Origin of the sequence: Providencia sp. PROV080, from assembly GCF_033688105.1 — a bacterium.
Taxonomy (GTDB): Bacteria; Pseudomonadota; Gammaproteobacteria; order Enterobacterales; family Enterobacteriaceae; genus Providencia; species Providencia zhejiangensis.
Genome location: NZ_CP096346.1, coordinates 2917326 through 2938344 on the forward strand (window position 1 = coordinate 2917326; position 21019 = coordinate 2938344).

At 40.3% G+C, this 21019-nt stretch carries 15 protein-coding genes; 5 read left to right on the top strand and 10 right to left on the bottom strand.

What is annotated here, in order from left to right; all coding sequences use genetic code 11:
• Positions 1–50: 50 nt before the first annotated feature.
• The 10 genes from lpxK to seqA form a co-directional block, all read right to left on the bottom strand.
• A complete protein-coding gene (lpxK, locus tag M1F03_RS12960) occupies positions 51–1049 on the bottom strand; it encodes a tetraacyldisaccharide 4'-kinase (RefSeq protein ID WP_251464496.1) in 999 nt (332 codons plus the stop codon).
• Positions 1046–2791 (bottom strand): lipid A ABC transporter ATP-binding protein/permease MsbA, encoded by a 1746-nt coding sequence (msbA, locus tag M1F03_RS12965; RefSeq protein ID WP_154622449.1) that lies wholly within the window; start codon positions 2789–2791, stop codon positions 1046–1048. Before msbA ends, lpxK begins: the two co-directional genes overlap by 4 nt.
• Before the next feature lie 35 nt (positions 2792–2826).
• Positions 2827–5148 carry a DNA internalization-related competence protein ComEC/Rec2 gene (locus M1F03_RS12970; RefSeq protein WP_318839949.1) on the bottom strand — a complete coding sequence of 774 codons (2322 nt, stop codon included), beginning with the start codon at positions 5146–5148 and terminating at the stop codon, positions 2827–2829.
• 313 nt (positions 5149–5461) lie between these two features.
• Positions 5462–5749 (bottom strand): integration host factor subunit beta, encoded by a 288-nt coding sequence (gene ihfB, locus M1F03_RS12975; RefSeq protein ID WP_042846474.1) that lies wholly within the window; start codon positions 5747–5749, stop codon positions 5462–5464.
• A gap of 54 nt (positions 5750–5803) precedes the next feature.
• Positions 5804–7477, bottom strand: a complete 1674-nt coding sequence (gene rpsA, locus M1F03_RS12980; protein ID WP_154624625.1) for a 30S ribosomal protein S1 — start codon at positions 7475–7477, stop codon at positions 5804–5806.
• 175 nt (positions 7478–7652) lie between these two features.
• A complete protein-coding gene (gene cmk, locus M1F03_RS12985) occupies positions 7653–8336 on the bottom strand; it encodes a (d)CMP kinase (RefSeq protein WP_154624624.1) in 684 nt (227 codons plus the stop codon).
• A gap of 203 nt (positions 8337–8539) precedes the next feature.
• On the bottom strand, positions 8540–9814 hold the full coding sequence (gene aroA, locus M1F03_RS12990; protein WP_154624627.1) for a 3-phosphoshikimate 1-carboxyvinyltransferase: 1275 nt from the start codon (positions 9812–9814) through the stop codon (positions 8540–8542).
• Between the two features lie 106 nt (positions 9815–9920).
• Complete coding sequence (gene serC, locus M1F03_RS12995; protein WP_154624623.1) at positions 9921–11009, bottom strand: 3-phosphoserine/phosphohydroxythreonine transaminase; 1089 nt, start codon at positions 11007–11009, stop codon at positions 9921–9923.
• Between the two features lie 282 nt (positions 11010–11291).
• Entirely contained in the window at positions 11292–12926 is a 1635-nt protein-coding gene (gene pgm, locus M1F03_RS13000) for a phosphoglucomutase (alpha-D-glucose-1,6-bisphosphate-dependent) (RefSeq protein ID WP_163862632.1), read from the bottom strand.
• Positions 12927–12986: 60 nt separating this feature from the next.
• Positions 12987–13538 carry a replication initiation negative regulator SeqA gene (gene seqA, locus M1F03_RS13005; RefSeq protein WP_154624622.1) on the bottom strand — a complete coding sequence of 184 codons (552 nt, stop codon included), beginning with the start codon at positions 13536–13538 and terminating at the stop codon, positions 12987–12989.
• Positions 13539–13850: 312 nt separating this feature from the next.
• Between seqA and M1F03_RS13010 the strand changes: the two genes are divergently transcribed.
• From M1F03_RS13010 to ybfE, 5 genes are all read left to right on the top strand, one after another.
• Positions 13851–14633 (top strand): alpha/beta fold hydrolase, encoded by a 783-nt coding sequence (locus tag M1F03_RS13010; RefSeq protein ID WP_154624621.1) that lies wholly within the window; start codon positions 13851–13853, stop codon positions 14631–14633.
• Positions 14634–14876: 243 nt separating this feature from the next.
• Positions 14877–16964 (top strand): peptidase domain-containing ABC transporter, encoded by a 2088-nt coding sequence (locus tag M1F03_RS13015; RefSeq protein ID WP_251464498.1) that lies wholly within the window; start codon positions 14877–14879, stop codon positions 16962–16964.
• A 19-nt stretch (positions 16965–16983) separates the two neighbouring features.
• On the top strand, positions 16984–18312 hold the full coding sequence (locus tag M1F03_RS13020) for an HlyD family type I secretion periplasmic adaptor subunit (RefSeq protein WP_251464499.1): 1329 nt from the start codon (positions 16984–16986) through the stop codon (positions 18310–18312).
• A gap of 3 nt (positions 18313–18315) precedes the next feature.
• Positions 18316–20424: a type I secretion system permease/ATPase gene (locus M1F03_RS13025; protein WP_251464500.1), complete on the top strand. Its 2109-nt coding sequence runs from the start codon at positions 18316–18318 to the stop codon at positions 20422–20424.
• 170 nt (positions 20425–20594) lie between these two features.
• On the top strand, positions 20595–20888 hold the full coding sequence (gene ybfE, locus M1F03_RS13030) for a LexA regulated protein (RefSeq protein WP_154624617.1): 294 nt from the start codon (positions 20595–20597) through the stop codon (positions 20886–20888).
• The last annotated feature ends 131 nt before the right edge of the window (positions 20889–21019 follow it).

The following is a 21019-nucleotide window of genomic DNA, read 5'->3' on the forward strand; positions in this document are numbered from 1 at the left end:
CAATAAGGAGATCTATATCACGTTGTAGATATTATTATCACAGTAAATGGTTAGAGACAAGTTTTTTTATGGCGCTCTATCGTATTTTTTATTTCATTGAGTATTTTTATCTCACCTTGAGCATCAAAAGATGCATCAACAGGTAGATACCACCAATTAGCTTGAGCGAAAGATTGGCATTTAACCGCATCTTTTTCTGTCATTAATAATGGCTCATCATTTGGTGTTAGCGCTGACAGTTGCTGTTTTTGATAAGGATGATGATCTGCAAAAGCGTAAGATTGAATAACTTGTATACCCTTTTTTTCAAGAGAATCAAAAAAACGAGGGGGATGACCAATACCAGCCATAGCAATCACTTGCTTGAGATCGCTAACGGCACATTTTTCACCACTGAGTAAATTAACTGCTGCATCACCTTCTAATGCCATGGTTATTTCATTAGATTTTGGTTGCCCACCATTGACGATCACCGCGTTAACGGAGTTCAAACGCCCTGCTCGTTCACGCATTGGCCCTGCGGGTAGCCACCAGCCATTTCCAAAACGACGCTGACCATCAATCACAACAATTTCATAGTCTCTAGCAAGGGCATAATGCTGTAAACCGTCATCAGTCACGATCACATCTAATGAATAAGCTTCGAGTAATGCTTTCACTGCATCACTACGCTTGGGAGCCACGGCTACGGGGACTTGAGTGCGATAATGAATTAAAATTGGTTCATCACCGGCCTCTGAGGTGGTAGTGGTGGATGAAACGACTAACGGATAGTGTTGAGCTTTCCCACCATAGCCACGAGAAACAACACCAACGCGATAACCTTTTTGGGTTAGTGATTCAACTAACCAAATAACGACAGGCGTTTTACCATTTCCCCCTGCCGTTAAATTACCTACAACAATCACTGGGACGGGTGCCTTCCAAGAAGGCAATAGGCCAACTTTATAAGCCATACGTCTAACTAACGCGATCACACCATATAGTAGTGATAGCGGAAGGAGTAAGATATAAAGCCATGATTGGCCCGCCCAGATTCGTTCTATCATTGGCTAAACTGTATCTTATGTAATTGAGCATAGGCACCATTTTTAGCCAATAATTCTTTATGGTTACCACGTTCAATAATACGACCATCTTGGACAACGACAATTTCATCCGCGTTCTCAATCGTCGATAAGCGGTGAGCAATCACTAAAGATGTTCTATTTTTTTGCAATTCATCTAACGCGGCTTGAATCGCTCTTTCAGATTCCGTATCAAGTGCTGATGTTGCTTCATCCAAGATCAGGATCGGAGCATCGCGCAGTAATGCTCTCGCAATCGCGATACGTTGGCGCTGCCCTCCAGATAACATCACCCCATTTTCGCCAATAACCGTATCTAATCCCTTATCAAGTTTTGAGATAAAGTCCATCGCATAAGCCATCTCTGCTGCTTTTTCAATTTGTTCGCGGCTAAAACGCCCATCGGTAGCATAAGCGATGTTGTTCGCAATAGTGTCATTGAATAAATAAACGTGTTGCGATACTAAAGCAACTTGGCTACGAAGTGACTCCAGCGTGTATTCTTTGATATCGTGGCCATCAATATAAATACTGCCTTTATCAATATCATAAAAACGCGTAATCAAATTGGCGATGGTAGATTTACCAGAACCTGAACGCCCGACTAAAGCAACAGATTTACCTGCGGGTAAAGTGAAAGAAATATCCTCTAATGCTGGATGCTCTTTCGTCGCATAGGTAAAGGTCACATTTTTAAACTCAATATCCCCCTTCACATTCGAGAGTACTTTAGTTCCTTCATCTTTTTCTTGTTCACTGTCTAAAATCGCAAACAGCGTTTGGCATGCAGCCATACCACGTTGAAATTGAGAGTTAACATTAGTTAACGATTTCAAAGGGCGCATTAATGCAAACATTGATGAAAAGACAACCGCAATAGTTCCCGACGTTAATTGCTCACGAATCTCAGGGAAGCTTGCTGCATATAAAACAAATGCCAGTGCAAAAGAGGCAATTAATTGGATGATAGGATCTGAAATCGCCGATGCGGTAACCATTTTCATCGACTGGCTACGCATATTATTACTGACTTTATTAAAACGCTCAGTTTCAACTTTCTGTCCACCAAAAATTAAAACTTCTTTATGCCCTTTTAGCATTTGTTCAGCACTGGCCGTCACATGCCCCATGCCTGTTTGCATATTTTTGCTGATCTTACGAAACCGCTTTGAAACGATACGGATCGTAATCGAGACAATAGGTGCGATAACAATCAAAATGAGGGACAGTTGCCAGCTATAATAGAACATCATCGCAAATAAACCGATGATGTATGCGCTTTCGCGAATAATGGTGATTAATGCACCGGAAGATGATGCTGCAACCTGTTCAGAGTCATAGGTAATACGGGACAGTAGCGTGCCAGTTGATTGCTGATCAAAAAAGCTGACTGGCATCCCCATCATATGGCGGAATAACCTACGACGCATACTCATGACGACTTGCCCAGAAACCCAAGAAACACAATAGGTTGAAACAAAACTGGACAATCCGCGGATAACAATTAGACCTAACACCGCAATAGGGAGCCATTTTAAAACGTCATTATCTGCTTTATCAAACCCTTCATCGAGTAAAGGTTTTAATAAAGAAATCATAAACGCATCCCCTGCTGCGTTGATGATCAAGGCAATAGCTGCAACAACCAAACCCGCTTTAAACGGCGAAATAGTAGGCCATAACCGGCGAAACGTTTGTCGTGTCGAAAGGTCTTTATCAATCATATTATTATTACCAAACTTAATGTAAGCGCACTATTCTACTCGGGAAATGTCAGATCACCAAACCAGAGATGATACCAGCGTGGATGTATTTCCTGTCTATACCGAGCTATTTGTAATTTTTCTTTTTTAAACCAAACGGTTATCTGTCCAGATTCCGCCGTGTTAATCCATTTAATATTACTGTGTTTATACCGTAAATACACTTTATGCGATGGTATTTTCCAAGGGCTGTATCTTGCAGAAGAGACTAATACCACCTTTGGTGAAACGGTTCTAATGAATAATGAGGTTGATGAAGTATTGCTACCATGGTGTGGTGCAAACAGAATATCTGAATCTAATTGATGCTTATAAAGTGCGGTGATCGCTTTTTCTCCCTGATTTTCTATATCACCTGTCAGTAAAACTTTATGCTTTCCATCACTCAACATAATGACACAAGAATCATTATTGTGTGACTTTTTAGATAACTGTTCCGGCCACAGTACTTCAAAATTCAGCTTGCCCCATTGCCAGCGCTGCCCTTTATAACAAGGAAGGTGCTTTTTACCGCCAAAACTGCTGCGTATATTTAACCAAGGGTATTGCCTAGTTAGGAAATTAACACCACCAGTATGATCGAGATGGTTATGACTCAAAATAATCCCCATAGGAATAATTTTTTTTCGTTTGAGGTAAGGGATTATCTGCCGTTGTGCATTATTTCCATCAGCCCAACGGTTTCCTGTATCATAGAGATACGCCCCCCCATTTTGTTGTATAATGACGGCAAGCCCATGGCCTATATCAAGGGTAGTTAAGCTCCATTGTGGCTCCTCTTTATCAGCGTTGTTCTCTGTCCCTATACATATCGCAATAATACAACCTAATAATCCAATATAAGATTTATACCAACCAAATGTGATAAATCCGCCAATTAGCCAACAAAATAAAAAGAGCCATACTGATATTGATGGTAGCTCAAACCAAAAATGACTTAACCCCTTTAATGGCTTTATGCCTAGCGATATGATCCTATCGATAAGCTGTAAAATAAACTGATGGATACCAGGTACTGGAAACGGCAACAATAGAAATGATAACAAAATGAAAGGAACAACTAACCATGACACAATTGGCACTAACCATAAATTAGCCCAAAAATTCATTAAGTTAAAACCTTGAAATAGCATGATTTGTATTGGCGCTAATAAGATTAATAACCCGACTTGTAGATGAATAAAGGGAATAATCCATCGCATCATTTTAGGGTAATGAGAATATGACGCCAAAGGGAATAATTGGAACCAATATAAAATGGCTAACACCGCAAAACTGGACAGCCAAAAACTATCAGACAATATTGCTAAAGGGTCCGCCGCAATAATTAGCCCGATACTCCATATTGCCCATTGCCATGAGAAATAACGGCTATTTTGCTGTGTAATATATATCCATAACCCTAATGCAATTAGAGCTCTTACCGCAGGAATCGCGAAGCCTGAAATCCATCCATAAAGCCCAGCAAAAATAAAACCGATGACAATCGGTATGTTAGGATTAATGAAGTAACGGGGAAGTCGGTAAAGTAAAAGCCGCGCAATCCAATAGCCTAAAAGATAAGATAAACCAATATGTAAACCAGATATCGCAATCAGATGACTCACACCCGTATTTTGCAACAGCGTGGATAACTCTGTTGTTAATAACCCGCGTTCTCCAAACATTAATGCATAAGTGATACCTGCATTTTCTAATATGGATATATTCTTCTTGTACGACTCGATGATATTATGTCTAGGTGAGCACTGGGAATTAATCACTGTAGATTGTGAGCTTTTTAATTTCCCTATAATACGTTGAGATAAGCGATAACGTTGTTGGTCGAATCCTCCTTCATTCAAAGAGGCATGTAATGGGTTTAAACGCGCATGAATCCGCCAAGACTGTCCTTCACAAAGTTTATTATTCGTTTTACCTTTCGCTTGCCATACCGCATAAAGTGGAGGAAAAACAAATTTTCCCTCTATTTTATCTATTCTGACCTTGATTTTCCCTTTCTCTTGATTGAATAAAGGAGAACTGATAATCGTAATATCTAAAGGTTGATACCGTTGAGATAAGAGATTTATTTTTTCGATAACCTCATTTGCATGCCAACATGCCCATATAAAAGAGATGATGATTAAAATAAAAAACTTTAAATTGCGTTGGGCTTTAATAAAAGCGAAGAAAAGCAATAAAATTATTAATAAATAATTTATTTGGGGAATATCATGAATAAATAAAATAGGTAGTGCGCCTATGAAAATGGCTATTGCTGCTAAAGTATAGGAAAGTTTTCCCCCTCGAAAAAGCGCCAACCAACTTTCAAGCATAGTATCGCCTCTCAGTACGCCACGTGAATAATTAGCATACTTAGGCCAATAATATTAATAAAAGTATCATAATCAATGATACGAGCAGCTTCCCAGTTATGAATGTAAATCAGAAAAATGTGATCTTTTTTAAGTGCGCCTTCGCAAATTGCGAATAATTTTCTTATTTAAGATGCAAACCTCTCTACTTACCATTTATTTGTTTAGTTAGTTAGTTAGTTAGTTAGTTAGTTAGTTAGTTAGTTAAATAATAAAAAACGGCGCTACATAATGTAAACGCCGTTTTGAAATAATAATTAAGATTTATAGTCAATTACTGACCATAAATATTTACACGGTCACGTAATTCCTTACCGGGTTTAAAGTGAGGAACGTATTTACCTTCCAACTCCACTTTGTCTCCAGTTTTTGGGTTACGCCCAACACGCGGAGCACGGTAGTGAAGAGAAAAACTGCCGAATCCGCGGACTTCTATACGTTCACCACCAGCCAGGGTATCTGCCATATGCTCGAGAATTTCTTTAACAGCTTCCTCGACCGTTTTTGCTGACAAATGAGATTGCTGGCTAGCCAGTCTTTCGATTAACTCAGACTTGGTCATAGTACCTCCCTAAACTACCGTTACGAAGGGGCAACTTTCGTGCCCCCACCTTAATTATTCGCCTTTAGCTGCTTTGAAAGCTTCAGCCATTGCGTTGTTACCAAAGCTAGTATCTTCTTGCTTGTTCACAGTAGCGATAGCGTCTTTTTCATCAGCTTCGTCTTTTGCACGAACAGACAGGTTGATTACACGGTTTTTACGGTCAACACCCGTGTATTTAGCTTCAACATCATCACCTACTTTCAGAACCTGTGTTGCATCTTCAACACGGTCACGTGAAGCTTCAGAAGCACGTAGGTAACCTTCAACGCCCAGAGTCAGCTCAACAGTTGCACCTTTAGCATCAACTGCGATAACTTTACCAGTTACGATTGCGCCTTTCTTAGTTGCTGCTAAGTAGTTGTTGAATGGATCTTCAGCTAACTGCTTAACACCTAGAGAAATACGCTCACGCTCTGCATCGACTTGCAGAACAACAGCTGCGATTTCGTCACCTTTTTTGTATTCACGAACTGCTTCTTCGCCTGCAACGTTCCAGGAGATGTCAGACAGGTGAACCAGGCCATCGATACCGCCTTCCAGTCCGATGAAGATACCAAAGTCAGTGATTGACTTGATTTTACCTTCAACGCGGTCGCCTTTGTTGTGAGTTTCTGCAAATTGCTGCCATGGGTTAGATTTGCATTGTTTCAGGCCCAGGGAGATACGACGACGTTCTTCATCGATATCCAGAACCATAACTTCAACAACATCACCAACATTCACAACTTTAGATGGGTGGATGTTTTTGTTAGTCCAATCCATTTCTGAAACGTGAACCAGACCTTCAACGCCTTCTTCGATTTCTACGAAGCAACCATAGTCAGTCAGGTTAGTAACGCGACCAGTCAGTTTAGTACCTTCTGGGTAACGTTTAGCGATTGCGACCCAAGGATCTTCGCCCAGTTGTTTCAGACCCAGAGAAACACGAGTGCGCTCACGGTCGAATTTCAGAACTTTAACTGTGATTTCATCACCAACATTGACGATTTCGCTTGGGTGTTTAACACGTTTCCAAGCCATATCAGTGATGTGCAGCAGGCCATCAACACCGCCGAGGTCAACGAATGCACCGTAGTCAGTAAGGTTCTTAACGATACCTTTAACTTCCATGCCTTCTTGCAGATTTTCGAGCAGTTGATCACGTTCTGCGCTGCTTTCAGATTCAATTACAGCACGGCGAGAAACAACAACGTTGTTGCGTTTCTGATCCAGCTTAATAACTTTGAACTCTAGCTCTTTGCCTTCCAAGTGCGTAGTGTCACGAACTGGACGAACGTCTACCAGTGAACCAGGTAAGAACGCACGGATGCCGTTCAGTTCAACAGTGAAACCACCTTTAACTTTACCGTTGATAACACCAGTTACAGTTTCAGCTTCTTCGTAAGCTTTTTCCAGCATCAGCCATGCTTCATGACGTTTAGCTTTCTCACGAGAAAGGATAGTTTCACCGAAACCATCTTCAACTGCATCCAGAGCTACGTCGATTTCGTCGCCAACTTGGATTTCTAGCTCACCCTGAGCATTTTTGAATTGTTCTACTGGGATAGCAGATTCAGATTTCAGACCTGCGTCAACTAGAACAACGTCTTTATCGATGGCAACAACTGTACCACGGACGATAGAACCAGGACGGGTTTCAATATTCTGCAGGGATTCTTCAAAGAGTTGAGCAAAAGATTCTGTCATATTAATGATCTTCAAGGGTTTTTAATTAACGTCCATTCAGCTTCCGGCCAAATGGGGTTGTTTCACATACCCCACAACTTTCCATGTCATAAGGTTGCTACCATGTTGAACTAAAAATCAACATAGTATTAAGTGCGTATACTATCTACATTATAAGCTAAAATACAGCCAATTATTAAGATAATTGTAGAATTTTTTTCGCATAGGCCTGTGCTTTTTCAATGACTTCCCCAATAGACATACTTGTGGAATCCAGTATTAAAGCATCCTTCGCGGCGACTAAAGGCGCAACTTTACGGTTACGATCCCGATAATCACGTTCTTGTATTTCGGTCAAAAGTCGTTCAAAGTTAACATCAAACCCTTTTTCCTGCAACTGCTTCATACGTCGATGAGCTCGCTCTTCGGCAGAGGCATCCAGGAAAATTTTGACTGGCGCATCAGGAAAAACAACGGTTCCCATATCACGGCCATCCGCAATCAGCCCAGGCATAGCCCTAAAAGCACGCTGACGGCGCAGCAAAGCTTCCCTTACGCGGGGGAAAGCCGCTATTTGTGATGCTGTCTTACCGACATCTTCAGTACGAATTTGATTTGAAACATCTTCGCCTTCTAAAATCACTTTTAACTGGTCTTCTTCAGGTACAAAGCGTACATCGAGATTTGCCGCTAAAGGCACTAACGCATCTTCTGACTGAATATCAACATGATGATGCAGTGCTGCTAATGCGAGAACGCGATAAATAGCGCCAGAATCTAAGAGTTGCCATCCAAACTGATTTGCCAGCGCTTGGCATAATGTACCTTTACCAGCTCCGCTTGGTCCATCAACGGTGATTACAGGGGCTACAGCCACCATAAAAGGTCTCCTTCATCTGCAAGTGATTTAAGCACCTGCAATTAAAATCTGTGGCTGTATTATACCTACTCGACGATTTTGTGAAATAAGTGCTTGCCAATGAGTTAAAGAAAAAACCTAGACCAAATAACGTTAGCAACGATGAAATGAAGGCACTGACTGACATTACGGCTATTTATGTCAGTCAGTCGATTGATTAAAATTTAACTCAAACGTGCCAGCTGTTGGAAATAATCAGGGAATGTTTTTGCTGTACAGCCAGGATCAAGAATTGTCACTGGTGTATCGGATAGAGCCACCAGTGAAAAACACATTGCAATTCGATGATCGTTGTACGTTTCAATTTCCGCATGCTGCAATTGTGCTGGAGGAACAATACGAATAAAATCATATCCTTCTTCAACTTCAGCACCGACTTTTCGTAATTCTGTCGCCATTGCATACAACCTGTCAGTTTCTTTTACACGCCAGTTGTAAATATTGCGGATCACGGTTTCCCCTTTCGCAAATAAGGCGACGGTACCAATTGTCATTGCCGCATCGGGGATAGCATTCATATCCATATCAATGCCGCTAAGAGTCCCTCGTTCACACTCAACAAAGTCATCCCCCCAACGGATTGTCGCTCCCATTTTTTCCAGTACATTGGCAAATTTAGTATCACCCTGTAGGCTATTACGGCCAATACCTGTCACCCTTACTGTTCCCCCTTTAATTGCCGCTGCGGCGAGGAAATAAGAAGCGGACGAAGCATCACCTTCAACCAAATATTCACCCGGCGATTGATACTGCTGTTGTCCCTGAATAATAAATTGCTGGTATTGATGATTTTCTACTTTGACACCGAATGTATCCATCAATGCAAGCGTAATATCAATATAAGGTTTTGAAACCAAATCACCTGAAATCGTAATGACGGTATCTTTTTCCGCCAAGGGCGCTGCCATGAGAAGCGCGGTTAAAAATTGGCTGGAAACCGAACCATCCACCGATATTGCGCCACCAGAAAAACCACCTCGTAAACGAATGGGGGGATAATTCTCTTGTTCTAAATATTCAATAACGGCCCCGCCTTCACGTAAAGCATCAACTAGATGCCCAATTGGGCGCTCTTTCATACGAGGCTCGCCGGTTAGAATAATGTTATTCGCGGCTAACGAGAGTGCTGCCGTTAAAGGACGCATTGCCGTACCCGCATTGCCTAGAAAAATATCTAATTGTTCTGGGTGACACAGAATGCCGCCAAGACCTTTAACACTGCAACGGGTTTTATCTTCAGACAATTGATAATCAATACCTAATTGGCTTAATGCATTCAGCATATGGCGAATATCATCACTGTCTAATAAGTTTGTCAGCACCGTTGTGCCGTTAGCCATTGCCGCTAATAAAAGCGCTCGGTTCGATACACTTTTAGACCCTGGCAGGTTGATCGTTCCGTTGATTGAAGAGATAGGTTGTAATGTCAGGGATTGCATAAAGCGCGGGTTCTCCAATACTGTTTTCCTAATAATTTATTATCGTTTTCAAAATAGAAGAGAGTAAAACCCGACCTAGCATTCAATGCTTAGGTCGGGAAATCGATTACGCGTGGCGACGTTCAAAGTCAGCCATAAAGTCAACAAGAGCTTGGACCCCAGCTAATGGCATTGCATTATAGATTGATGCACGCATACCACCAGAAACACGGTGCCCTTTGAGTGACAATAGGCCTTGTGCTTTTGCTTCCTCAAGGAATTTTTCATCCAGTGCAGGGTTTTGCATTTGGAAAGGCACGTTCATCCACGAACGATTTTCCACCGCGACTCGGTTGATATAAAACTCACTGTCATCGATTGCGTTATACAGTAACTGGGATTTTTCATAGTTACGTTTTGCCATCTCTTGCAGGCCGCCCTGTTCTTTTAACCATTTGAAAACCATGCCTGATAAGTACCAAGCAAAGGTAGGCGGTGTATTAAACATAGAGTCATATTTAGCCAGCACCGTATAATCCAGCACGGAAGGGGTTTGTTTTGCTGCTTTACCGAGTAAATCTTCACGAATAATCACAATTGTTAGGCCGGCAGGACCAATATTTTTCTGTGCACCAGCGTAAACAACCCCGTAACGGCTAATATCGATAGGTTTAGAAAGAATGGATGATGAATAATCTGCAATAATGACTTTATCTTTAGGGAAATCAGGTTCTTCATGAATAGCGAGACCATCAATGGTTTCATTAGGGCAGTAGTGAACATAAGCTGCCTCTTGGCTTAATTGCCATTCACTCATCGGTTTAATACCTAAAACACCGTCTTTTTCTTGTTTTACTTGAATAATATTAGGTGAGCAGTATTTTTGTGCTTCTTCTGCTGCTGATTCGGCCCAATATCCACCAACAATATAGTCAGCGGTGGATTTATCGCCTAATAGATTCATCGGCAATGCCGCAAAATGACCGCGGGCACCCCCATGGCAAAATAACACTTTATAATTTTGTGGGATATTTAACAGATCACGTAGATTTTGCTCTGCTTCTTCTGCCACAGCAATAAAATCTTTACCGCGGTGGCTAACTTCCATGACAGAAACGCCCAAACCTTTCCAGTTACAAAACTCCTGTTCAGCACGACGCATGACCTCGACGGGTAGCATTGCAGGACCCGCACTGAAATTATAAACCTGACTCATTGATTTCACCCTATCTTCAATTTCAACAATGTTTGTTAAATTAATTCAGTGACTATGGTTGTATCATCCCCCGTCGCTGGCTGCAACGGTTATTGTCGGGTTAGGCAGAAATAGAATGAGGCGAATGAAAGGTAAAAAAAGAGCGGAATTTTGTTAATCGCGTCACAACAAATACCGTCACAATATTATCAAGCAATCGCAGGCTAAAAAAAAATAAAATCCCGATTATCGCTCGTTGGCCATAATCGGGATTTAAATATTTTTCAGTGAATAACTGAGTGACTAAGCAATCACTTTATTGACAATTTCTATTGCTTCTTGCTCTATTTGACGCAAATGTTCTTCACCACGGAAGCTTTCACAATAGATTTTATAAGCCTCTTCCGTTCCTGATGGGCGTGCAGCAAACCAACCATGCTCTGTAATGACTTTTAATCCGCCAATAGAAGCGCCATTACCAGGAGCCGTTGTTAATCGTTGAATAATTTTATCACCCGCTAAAGAATCTGCGGTGACCATTTCAGGTGATAATTTGCTTAACTTCGCTTTTTGCGCATGAGTGGCTTTAGCTTGGATACGGCTATAGATTGGCGCGCCAAATTTTTCAGCTAATTTATTATAGCGCTGCTGAGGATTTTCCCCCGTTACTGCCGTGATTTCAGCCGCTAACAAACACAAAATAATGCCGTCTTTATCTGTGGACCATGGCGTACCATCAAATTTTAGGAAAGAGGCACCCGCGCTCTCTTCACCCCCAAACCCTAATGACCCGCTAAAGAGTCCATCAACAAACCATTTAAAACCAACCGGAACTTCCACGAGCTCACGACCGTTATCAGCAACAACACGGTCAATCATGGCACTGGATACCAGCGTTTTACCGACAGCAACCTCTTTTCGCCATTGAGGACGATGCTGGAATAGATAATCGATCGCGACAGCAAGGTAGTGGTTTGGATTCATTAAGCCTGCTGGGGTCACAATACCATGGCGGTCATAATCAGGATCATTAGCAAAGGCTAAATCAAACTTCTCTTTCATCCCTAGCAACCCCGCCATCGCCCAACGTGACGAACAGTCCATACGGATCACGCCATCATGATCGAGAGGCATAAAGCGGAAGGTTTGATCTAACTGATCGTTAACCAGTTCTAGGTCTAATTGATAATATTCCGCAATTTTTCGCCAATACTCGATACCTGAGCCACCAAGCGGATCCACGCCTAATTTCAAGCCTGCTTTTTGAATCGCTTGCATATCAATGACGTCACCGAGTGCTGCGACATACGGCATCACTAAATCTTTTTCTGTCACATAATCGCTGGCGAGAGCCTCTTCGAAAGAAATACGTTTCACGCCAGCCAATTTTTCTGCCAATAATTGATTCGCTCTCTTTTCAATAACTGACGTTAAATCGGTATCCGCGGGTCCCCCATTTGATGGGTTATATTTAATACCGCCATCTTCAGGGGGATTATGTGAAGGGGTAATCACAATGCCATCGGCGACATCTTGATGGGACTGGTTATAACTAAGGATGGCATGGGATATGGCAGGCGTTGGGGTAAAACCATTATCTGCTTGGATAACAACGTTAACCTGATTTGCAGTTAACACTTCAATAACAGAAATAAATGCAGCTTCAGACAACGCGTGAGTATCTTTACCAACAAAACATGGGCCAGTTAGACCTTGCTGTTGGCGTAACTCTGCAATCGCTTGAGCAATAGCCAGAATATGATTTTCATTAAAATTCTTTCTACTGGCACTACCTCGATGCCCTGACGTGCCAAACTTGACAGCGTGCTCAGGATTACCGACTTGTGGTTGCAATTGATAATATTGAGCGGTTAGTTGTGCAACATTAATCAAATCTGTTTGAAATGGAAGCTGCCCTGCACGTTCATGAATTGTCACTTGTTATCTCCCAATGCGCTGGTCCTTGGTCATAGCACCAGCGATGCCTCAATTTTTAGATTAGATAGTATTACAAACTTTCTCAATCACATTGGCAGGGAACTGCATCTCCTGCATGATGGCTTCAACCATGCTACGTTTGCGATTGGTATTTGTATTGGTGATTACCCAGAATGGCGTTCCTGGGATATGGCGAGGTTTTGACTGCTTGCCTGCGGCTAGCAGTGTTTGCTCATCGCCAGCAAAATACACGCGGGTACGACCATGCATTGACTCTGTGGCATTAGCAAAGATAGTCGCATCTAAGCTATAGAGTGTCGATAAAATTAGCATAAAACGGTCTATGGCTTTGCCTTTTTCTGCATACGCATCAGAAAGCAGAAGTTCTCTCATGACCCTAACTGGATTTTGCGGCGTAATCGTTGTTTTCTTTGTCTCTTCAACAACCGTTTGTGGCAGTTGTTCATTGCCGAGTTCTTTGGTGGCTTGTACTGGCTGACCGGACTTTAAATTTAACATACGGCGCAAAATATCCGATGCACTTTCACCGATATGCAGTGTATGGCTGGCTATATAGCGGTAAAGCTCTTCATCAACTTCTATCGTTTTCATTTTTTCCCAGTACTTTTTTAACTAAAATTTGCTTTGCGATTATAAGATAGATTTCAAAAAAACAAAACAATTAAAATTTCAATAACTTAAAGTAAACAGCTCGCTAACTTCAGCGATATTTCAGTAAGTTATCACCTGATTGATTATTTTGTGTTTAATTAAGAAAAAAATACATAGATAACTAAATCAATTCCGTTATGTTATGTTTATTCTTTTATTGATAGCATAGATGAATTAATCAGCCAATTTGGTTTTTGATAGCGTACATGTCATCATATCTTTATATAGGATTAAAAGGCTGATTAATAAATTATGACTACCCTGCTAAACCATACCATTCATAAACCTGAAGCTCCAATCTCATCGACCCCCGTTGTTCTTATTCACGGCCTATTTGGTGATTTGCATAATCTCGGCGTGTTAGGTCGCGATTTACAAAAATATTTCGAGACTATCCAAGTTGATGTCAGAAACCATGGCGATTCATTTCGTGCAGATACCATGGAATATCGTCAAATGGCCCAAGATGTCATTACATTATTACAATCCCTCGGCTATAACAGCGCCATACTGATAGGTCATTCAATGGGAGGGAAAATTTCCATGGCCGCAACAGAAATCGCGCCTGATTTTGTTGAGAAAGTTATCGCCATTGACATGGCTCCTGTTGCTTATCAGGTTCGTCGCCATGATACAATTATCGCCGCCCTTGAAGCCGTTCTCCGAAACGGAGCTAAAAACCGCCAAGAAGCCACAGCCATTATGCGTGAATATCTTGATGAAGACAGTGTGATTCAGTTTTTACTCAAATCATTCCGTCAGGGTGAATGGAAATTTAACCTTCCTGCCATCAAAGATGATTATGAATCCATCATAGGTTGGAAAACTGTACCAACCTGGGATAAACCAGTGTTGTTAATTCCCGGTGGCAACTCTCCTTATGTTCAGGCGGAATACCGCGAGCAAATTGCAGCACAATTTCCTAATGCGAAAGCTTGGGTGGTTGCGGATGCTGGACATTGGGTTCACGCTGAAAAACCCGATCATGTGCTAAGAGCCATTCATCGTTTTCTCTCATTGCCTGAATACGAATAAATTCAGGCTTCATTGATAATGAAGGGAATAAATAACCCTTCATTATCAATATCCCCGAAATAAAAATATATAAGACAAACTTTAATACACTGATAATTATTATTTCTGTATTATCTTTGGACAAGCTATTTATTCAACTCAATCTATTGCTATTAATAATTATTTTATCATCAATTTTGATGATAAATAGATGTTATGTATTTTTACAACCAGCAATAACACAAAGGAATGTTCACAGATATAATGGACAATAATAATACTCAATCAATACTACATTTTATTGGTGTGATAATAAGATTAACTCATGGGATGAATCAGGAAGCGTTTAATCAACTCATTGATAATACCAAAGATCTCAATGAGGCATTACACGTCATTAAAAAAAAGGCTCATGTCACCGTTCAATATAAAAATCAAAAAAACAAAAACATTGAAAAAATAGATACGCCCTCTATTATTTACGACCATGATGACACCGCTTATTTATTAGCTAATTTCAATCATGAAAAAGTTCTTATTCAACGATTTGGTCATTATCCACCGGAACTTTGGAGCTTAGCGGAGTTCAAGCAAAAATGGAGTGGGAAATGGCTACACGTTAAATCCAAGCAAAGTCAATTTGATATTACATGGTTTCGAACTGAGTTTTTAAAACATAAAAAAATTATTGCATGTATTTTATTATTTTCATTTATGTTGCAAATACTTGCTTTGATCAGCCCTCTTATGATCCAAGTCATTATGGATAAAGTTTTAGTTCATAATAGTATGATGACCCTAGATGTTCTTATCTTTGGTCTGATTGTCGCCGCCATGATGGAGGTGACTCTCAAAGGGTTGAGAGAATATATCTATAACCATACTGTAAATCGAATCGATATCACTTTAGGATTAAAGCTAGTTAATCATTTGCTACACCTCCCCCTTTCTTTTTTCAAAAATCGTCAAATCGGCGCTATTGTCACAAGAGTTAAAGAACTAGAAACTATACGTGAGTTTTTAACAGGGAGCTTTTTTACACTTTGTGTCGATATTCTCTTCTTATTTGTCTTTATATATGTCATGAGTGTATTGTCTCTGACGCTCACGCTGGTTTTTCTCTGTTCTATTCCTTTTTATCTATTAATTGCTTGGTGGCTAACGCCTAAAATTGAAGCTGCGGCACATGAACAATTTACCAACATAGCGATAAACACTTCATTTTTAACAGAAAGTATTAATGGTATTGAGACCGCTAAAAGCCTGTCTATTGAACCTCATTTTACGCGCCGTTGGGATCAACAAACTTCTGATATGAGCCAGACTTCTTTCACTGCTGGCCAAATCGCTTCTCGTTCCGAATATATTGTGATGGTCATTGAAAAATTAACCAGCGCCATTATTTTATGGCTTGGAGCGACAGAAGTGCTGGCATTACAACTGACTATCGGACAGTTTATTGCTTTTCATCTAATGGTTAATCACGCAAGCCAACCATTACTGAAATTAGTTAAGCTTTGGGGAGATTATATTAGAACCCAAGTGGCTATTGAAAAACTCGCACAAATGATTAATTTACCGATCGAGCAAATACAAGGTCGCGATAATAATCAATTAAACGGCAATATTTATTTACGTAATATTTCTTTCCGTTATCAACCTGATCAAGCTTATATTCTTGATAATTTTAATTTAGCCATTCGTTCAGGTGAAACATTAGGTATCGTCGGCACATCAGGTTCGGGAAAAAGCACCTTAGCACGCTTATTACTGCGGCTATATACCCCAGAAAAAGGCGAGATCTTTTTAGATGATACGCCAATATCATCACTGAACATACACTCTTTAAGAAAACAAATCGGTATCGTTTTACAAGAAAACTTTCTTTTTAACCAGACTGTTTTCGATAATATCGCCCAGACTTATCCCAACGCATCCATGGATGAAGTGATCCATGCAGCTAAAATGGCCGGCGCCCATGAATTTATTTTAAAACTGCCCATGGGGTATGACACTTTATTAGCTGAAGGTGGCGCCTCATTATCGGGCGGGCAAAGGCAGCGAATAGCGATAGCACGAACACTGCTAGCGAATCCTAAAATTATTATTTTTGATGAAGCAACAAGCGCATTAGATGATGAGTCTCAAGCCGTTATACAGGAAAATATGCAGCTTATTGCTCAAGGTAGAACCCTTATTACGATTGCTCATCGTCTCTCTACCATTCGTCATCACCAACGCATTATCGTTATGCAAAAAGGTAAAATTGTCGAGCAAGGTAGTCATCAACAGCTCATTGAGCAAGGCCAATTTTATAAGCATTTTTGGACACTACAACAATCTTTTAAATAATTACATGGATGTTAACCCAATGAAATTAGGATCAGCGAACACTCGGTATCATCATTTTTTACCGTCCCATTTGGCTTTATTAAAAAACCCACCGTCATACCTTGCATTAATAACAGCCATAACCATCAGTATCGGTATTTTATTAGCCATTGTTTGGTCATATATCGGTAAATTGGATATTCAAGCCACAGCACAAGGTAAACTCGTGGTTTCAGGTCATACGCAATTTATTCAAGCTTTTGAGTTGAGTCGTTTACAACATATTTATGTGACTAATGGCCAAACAGTTAAACAAGGCGACCCTTTATTAAGAGTCAATGTGTTAGGGGTAAGCCAAGATATCCTCACTCTCAACTATCAAATTAGTTTTCAAAAAATTGAAAAATTAGTACATCATGCATTGTTAGAGGAAACTCATCCCAAATTCGCTCATGAATTTAGTCAATTATTAGCCCCTGAGCAGCAGCGCGTTTTAAAAAGCTATCAAAATTTAAAAAATGAGTATGACGCATTAATTAAAGAAACCGAAAATGAAATGGCTCTTAATCGTACCCATTATTCCGCAAGAACGCATGAGTTAAAAGATGTGAATGCACTATTAAATAATATTCAAAAACGTCTTGATGCACACCGGACGTTAAGCAAGAAACACCTGATTAGCCAAAAGGAATTTTTAGAACACGAAAAAGAACTGTTAATGGCTAAAAAAGAAAAAACCGCAAAACTGTCAGAACTAACCATTCTCAATAACCAATATGATTCATTACAAGAAAAACGTCATCGGTTACAAACACAAAAAAGACAAGAATGGTATGAAAAATATCGACAAGCAGAGTTTAAACAGGATTCTGCTGAGCAAGAATTACTAAAACATCAAGAAAGAGAACAGTTAAAGATCGTTCGTTCACCAGTGGATGGTACCGTACAACAATTGGCTACCTATACACTCGGCGCGGTACTACAACCTACTCAACAACTGATGGTGATAGTCCCCAACAAAGATGTTCAGCTGGCCGAGGTAAAAATTCTCAATAAAGATATTGGCTTTATTCGAGAAGGCCAAAATGTAACGGTTAAAATCGATGCCTTTCCCTACACTCGCTATGGCACGATTGAAGGAGAAGTCGTTTCTATCTCTAGAGATAGCACTCAAGATGAACAATTAGGCTTAGTCTTTTTAGGACAAATTGCGTTAAAGAAGAAAAATTTATTTGTTGAAGGCGAGAAAATTGAATTAATACCGGGTCTCTCTGTAACGACAGAAATAAAAACCGAAAAACGGCGTATTATCGATTATTTGTTAAGCCCAATCCAAGAATATACGACCACTGCCATGAGGGAAAAATAATCCATGAACGGAATTGAAAATAACTCAGGTCTAGAGGCTCTGGTATGGATTGCAAATTATTACCAAAAAAATGTCACAAAAGATCAGTTGATGCATGCAATTGGTATGCATGCGCTTTCCCCCACAGATTGGGAGCTAAGAGAATGTGCACATATTATAGGCTATGAAACTGAAATCACCCTATTAGATACCTCCAATATCCATGATGTGCCATTACCAGCCCTTATTTATTTAAATGGATTTTGGAGAATTCTGTCCAAAGATAAATCGAATGAATTAATTTTAATTAATCCAATTAATAATGAATTCATTCACTGGCATGAACGTCATTCAACTTATCCTGAAAGCCTAACACTCTTACTCATAAAAGAACAATTTGAAACAGAGAAAAAAACAACGTTTGGTATTAGTTGGTTTATCCCTTCAATACTTAGACAACGGTCGCAATTAAAAAATGTCTTTATTTTGGCAGCAATTGTGCAAATTTTTGCTTTAATTAGCCCGTTGTTTTTTCAAAATGTTATCGATAAAGTTTTAGTCGGACGCAGCTTAAATAGCTTACAGGTGTTAGCCATAGGAATTGTAGGTTTAGCATTCGCTGAACCTATTTATAGTTTTTTGCGTAATAAAATTTTTAGTTATACCAGTACACAGATTAGCGCTGAGTTATCAGGTAAGTTATATCGCCATTTAATGGCGTTACCTCTCGACTATTTTAAACAGCGCCCAACAGGAAAAATTATTGCTCGTATAAGAGAAATGACACGCATTCGCCAGTTTCTAACGGGGTCAACATTAATGTTATTTATCGACCTAGTATTTGTCATTCTCTTTATGGCTGTTTTATTTTCTTACAGTGTTGTCATGTCATGGATCTTAATGGGGTCTTTAGCACTCTTTTGTATTCTATGGATGATACTCGGCCCAATCATTCGTCTACACACTGAAAAATCCTATCAAGCAGATGAAAATAGTCTCACTTTCTTGACTGAGGCAATGACTGGCATTGAAACCATAAAAACCACCGCGACCGAAAAATACGTCTATCGCCGCTGGCAAAAACGGCTCAGTAAACAGCTTATTCAAGGTTTCAAAGTGACTTTACGGAGTATAGTGGCAACACAATTAATGACGCTCGTCAGTAAAATCACCACCGCTTTGTTACTTTGGATCGGGGTAAAAGAAGTGATGAGTGGTGGAATGACTGCGGGTGAATTAGTCGCTTACAATATGTTAAGTGCTCATGTCACTCAACCAGTACTGCGCTTAGCTCAAATTTGGCAAGATTTTCAACATACCATCATATCGCTTCGTCGTGTAGGGGACATCCTTGATGAGCCGATTGAAAATGAAAGAAAAGGGATTACCAGTAGTGCTTCTATACAAGGCAATATTGATTTCCATAATATTCGCTTTCGTTATCACCCAGAAACACCTGAGGTGCTATGTAACCTAACGTTAACCATTAAAGCGGGCGAGTTTATTGGTATTACAGGACCATCGGGGTCTGGAAAAAGTACCTTAACCAAACTGCTACAACGGTTATATATTCCGCAACAGGGACAAGTTATCGTTGACGGTATGGACCTAGCTGTCAGTGATACCATCGCGTTGCGACGTCGCATGAGTGTAGTACTACAAGAAAGCCAGCTATTTGTCGGTACTATTGAGGAAAACATTCGTTTGAGTCACCCTCACGCGAGCCATGAAGAGGTGATTGAAGCTGCCACTCTCGCCGGTGCCTATGATTTTATCATGTCACTACCCGATAATTTTAATTATCCTGTGTCTGAATGCGGGCTTAATCTATCAGGGGGACAACGTCAACGTATCGCACTCGCTAGAGCACTGTTAACAAAACCCGATATTCTGATCCTTGATGAAGCCACATCGGCGTTAGATTATGACTCAGAGGCCGCAATCATGAAGAATATGCCACTTATTACTAAAGGAAGGACAGTCATCAGTATCGCACATCGCTTAAACACGATTCAGTATGCCGATAGGATTTGTGTTATTCGCGATGGCGAAATTGCCGAAATCGATACCCACCCAAATTTACTACAGAAAAATGGCGTTTATGCCCATCTGTGGCGGCAGCAGACCCAGTAAATTGTGCTTAATTAGCACCAATAGAATCTAGATTGGTGCTTTTTCAAGCAAATTATTCTTTTTTTTACTATCAATAACTTTCGCTCCATATACGCTATGGTACAAGGGAGTCAGCTAGGGTATCATTGCGCGCTGGATTATTGGTACACGCCCTTTAGCATTAAAAAAATATGGCAAAAGAACAAACTGATCGCACTACCCTTGATTTGTTCGCTGAGGAACGCAGGCCTGGGCGACCTAAAACAAGTCCGCTATCGCGGGATGAACAATTAAGAATTAACAAACGAAACCAACTTAAGCGTGATAAGGTCAAAGGACTACGCCGCGTCGAATTAAAACTCAATGAAGATGCAGTGGCCATATTGAATCAATTGGCTGATGAAAAAAACATGAGCCGTAGTGAGCTAATAGAAGAAATGTTGATGTCACAACTAGCACTGGTCTACGAGCCTTCTGGTGAATGATTTCCTCTTCTAAATCACACAAATTCGACAGATTTATTCACGCTTTTTCGCCAGAATAGGGCCAAAATTCTCGTTATTTTAGTTCAAATTTAGCCCTATCTGGCTTGAACAAACCAGATTGGAAAAACAAG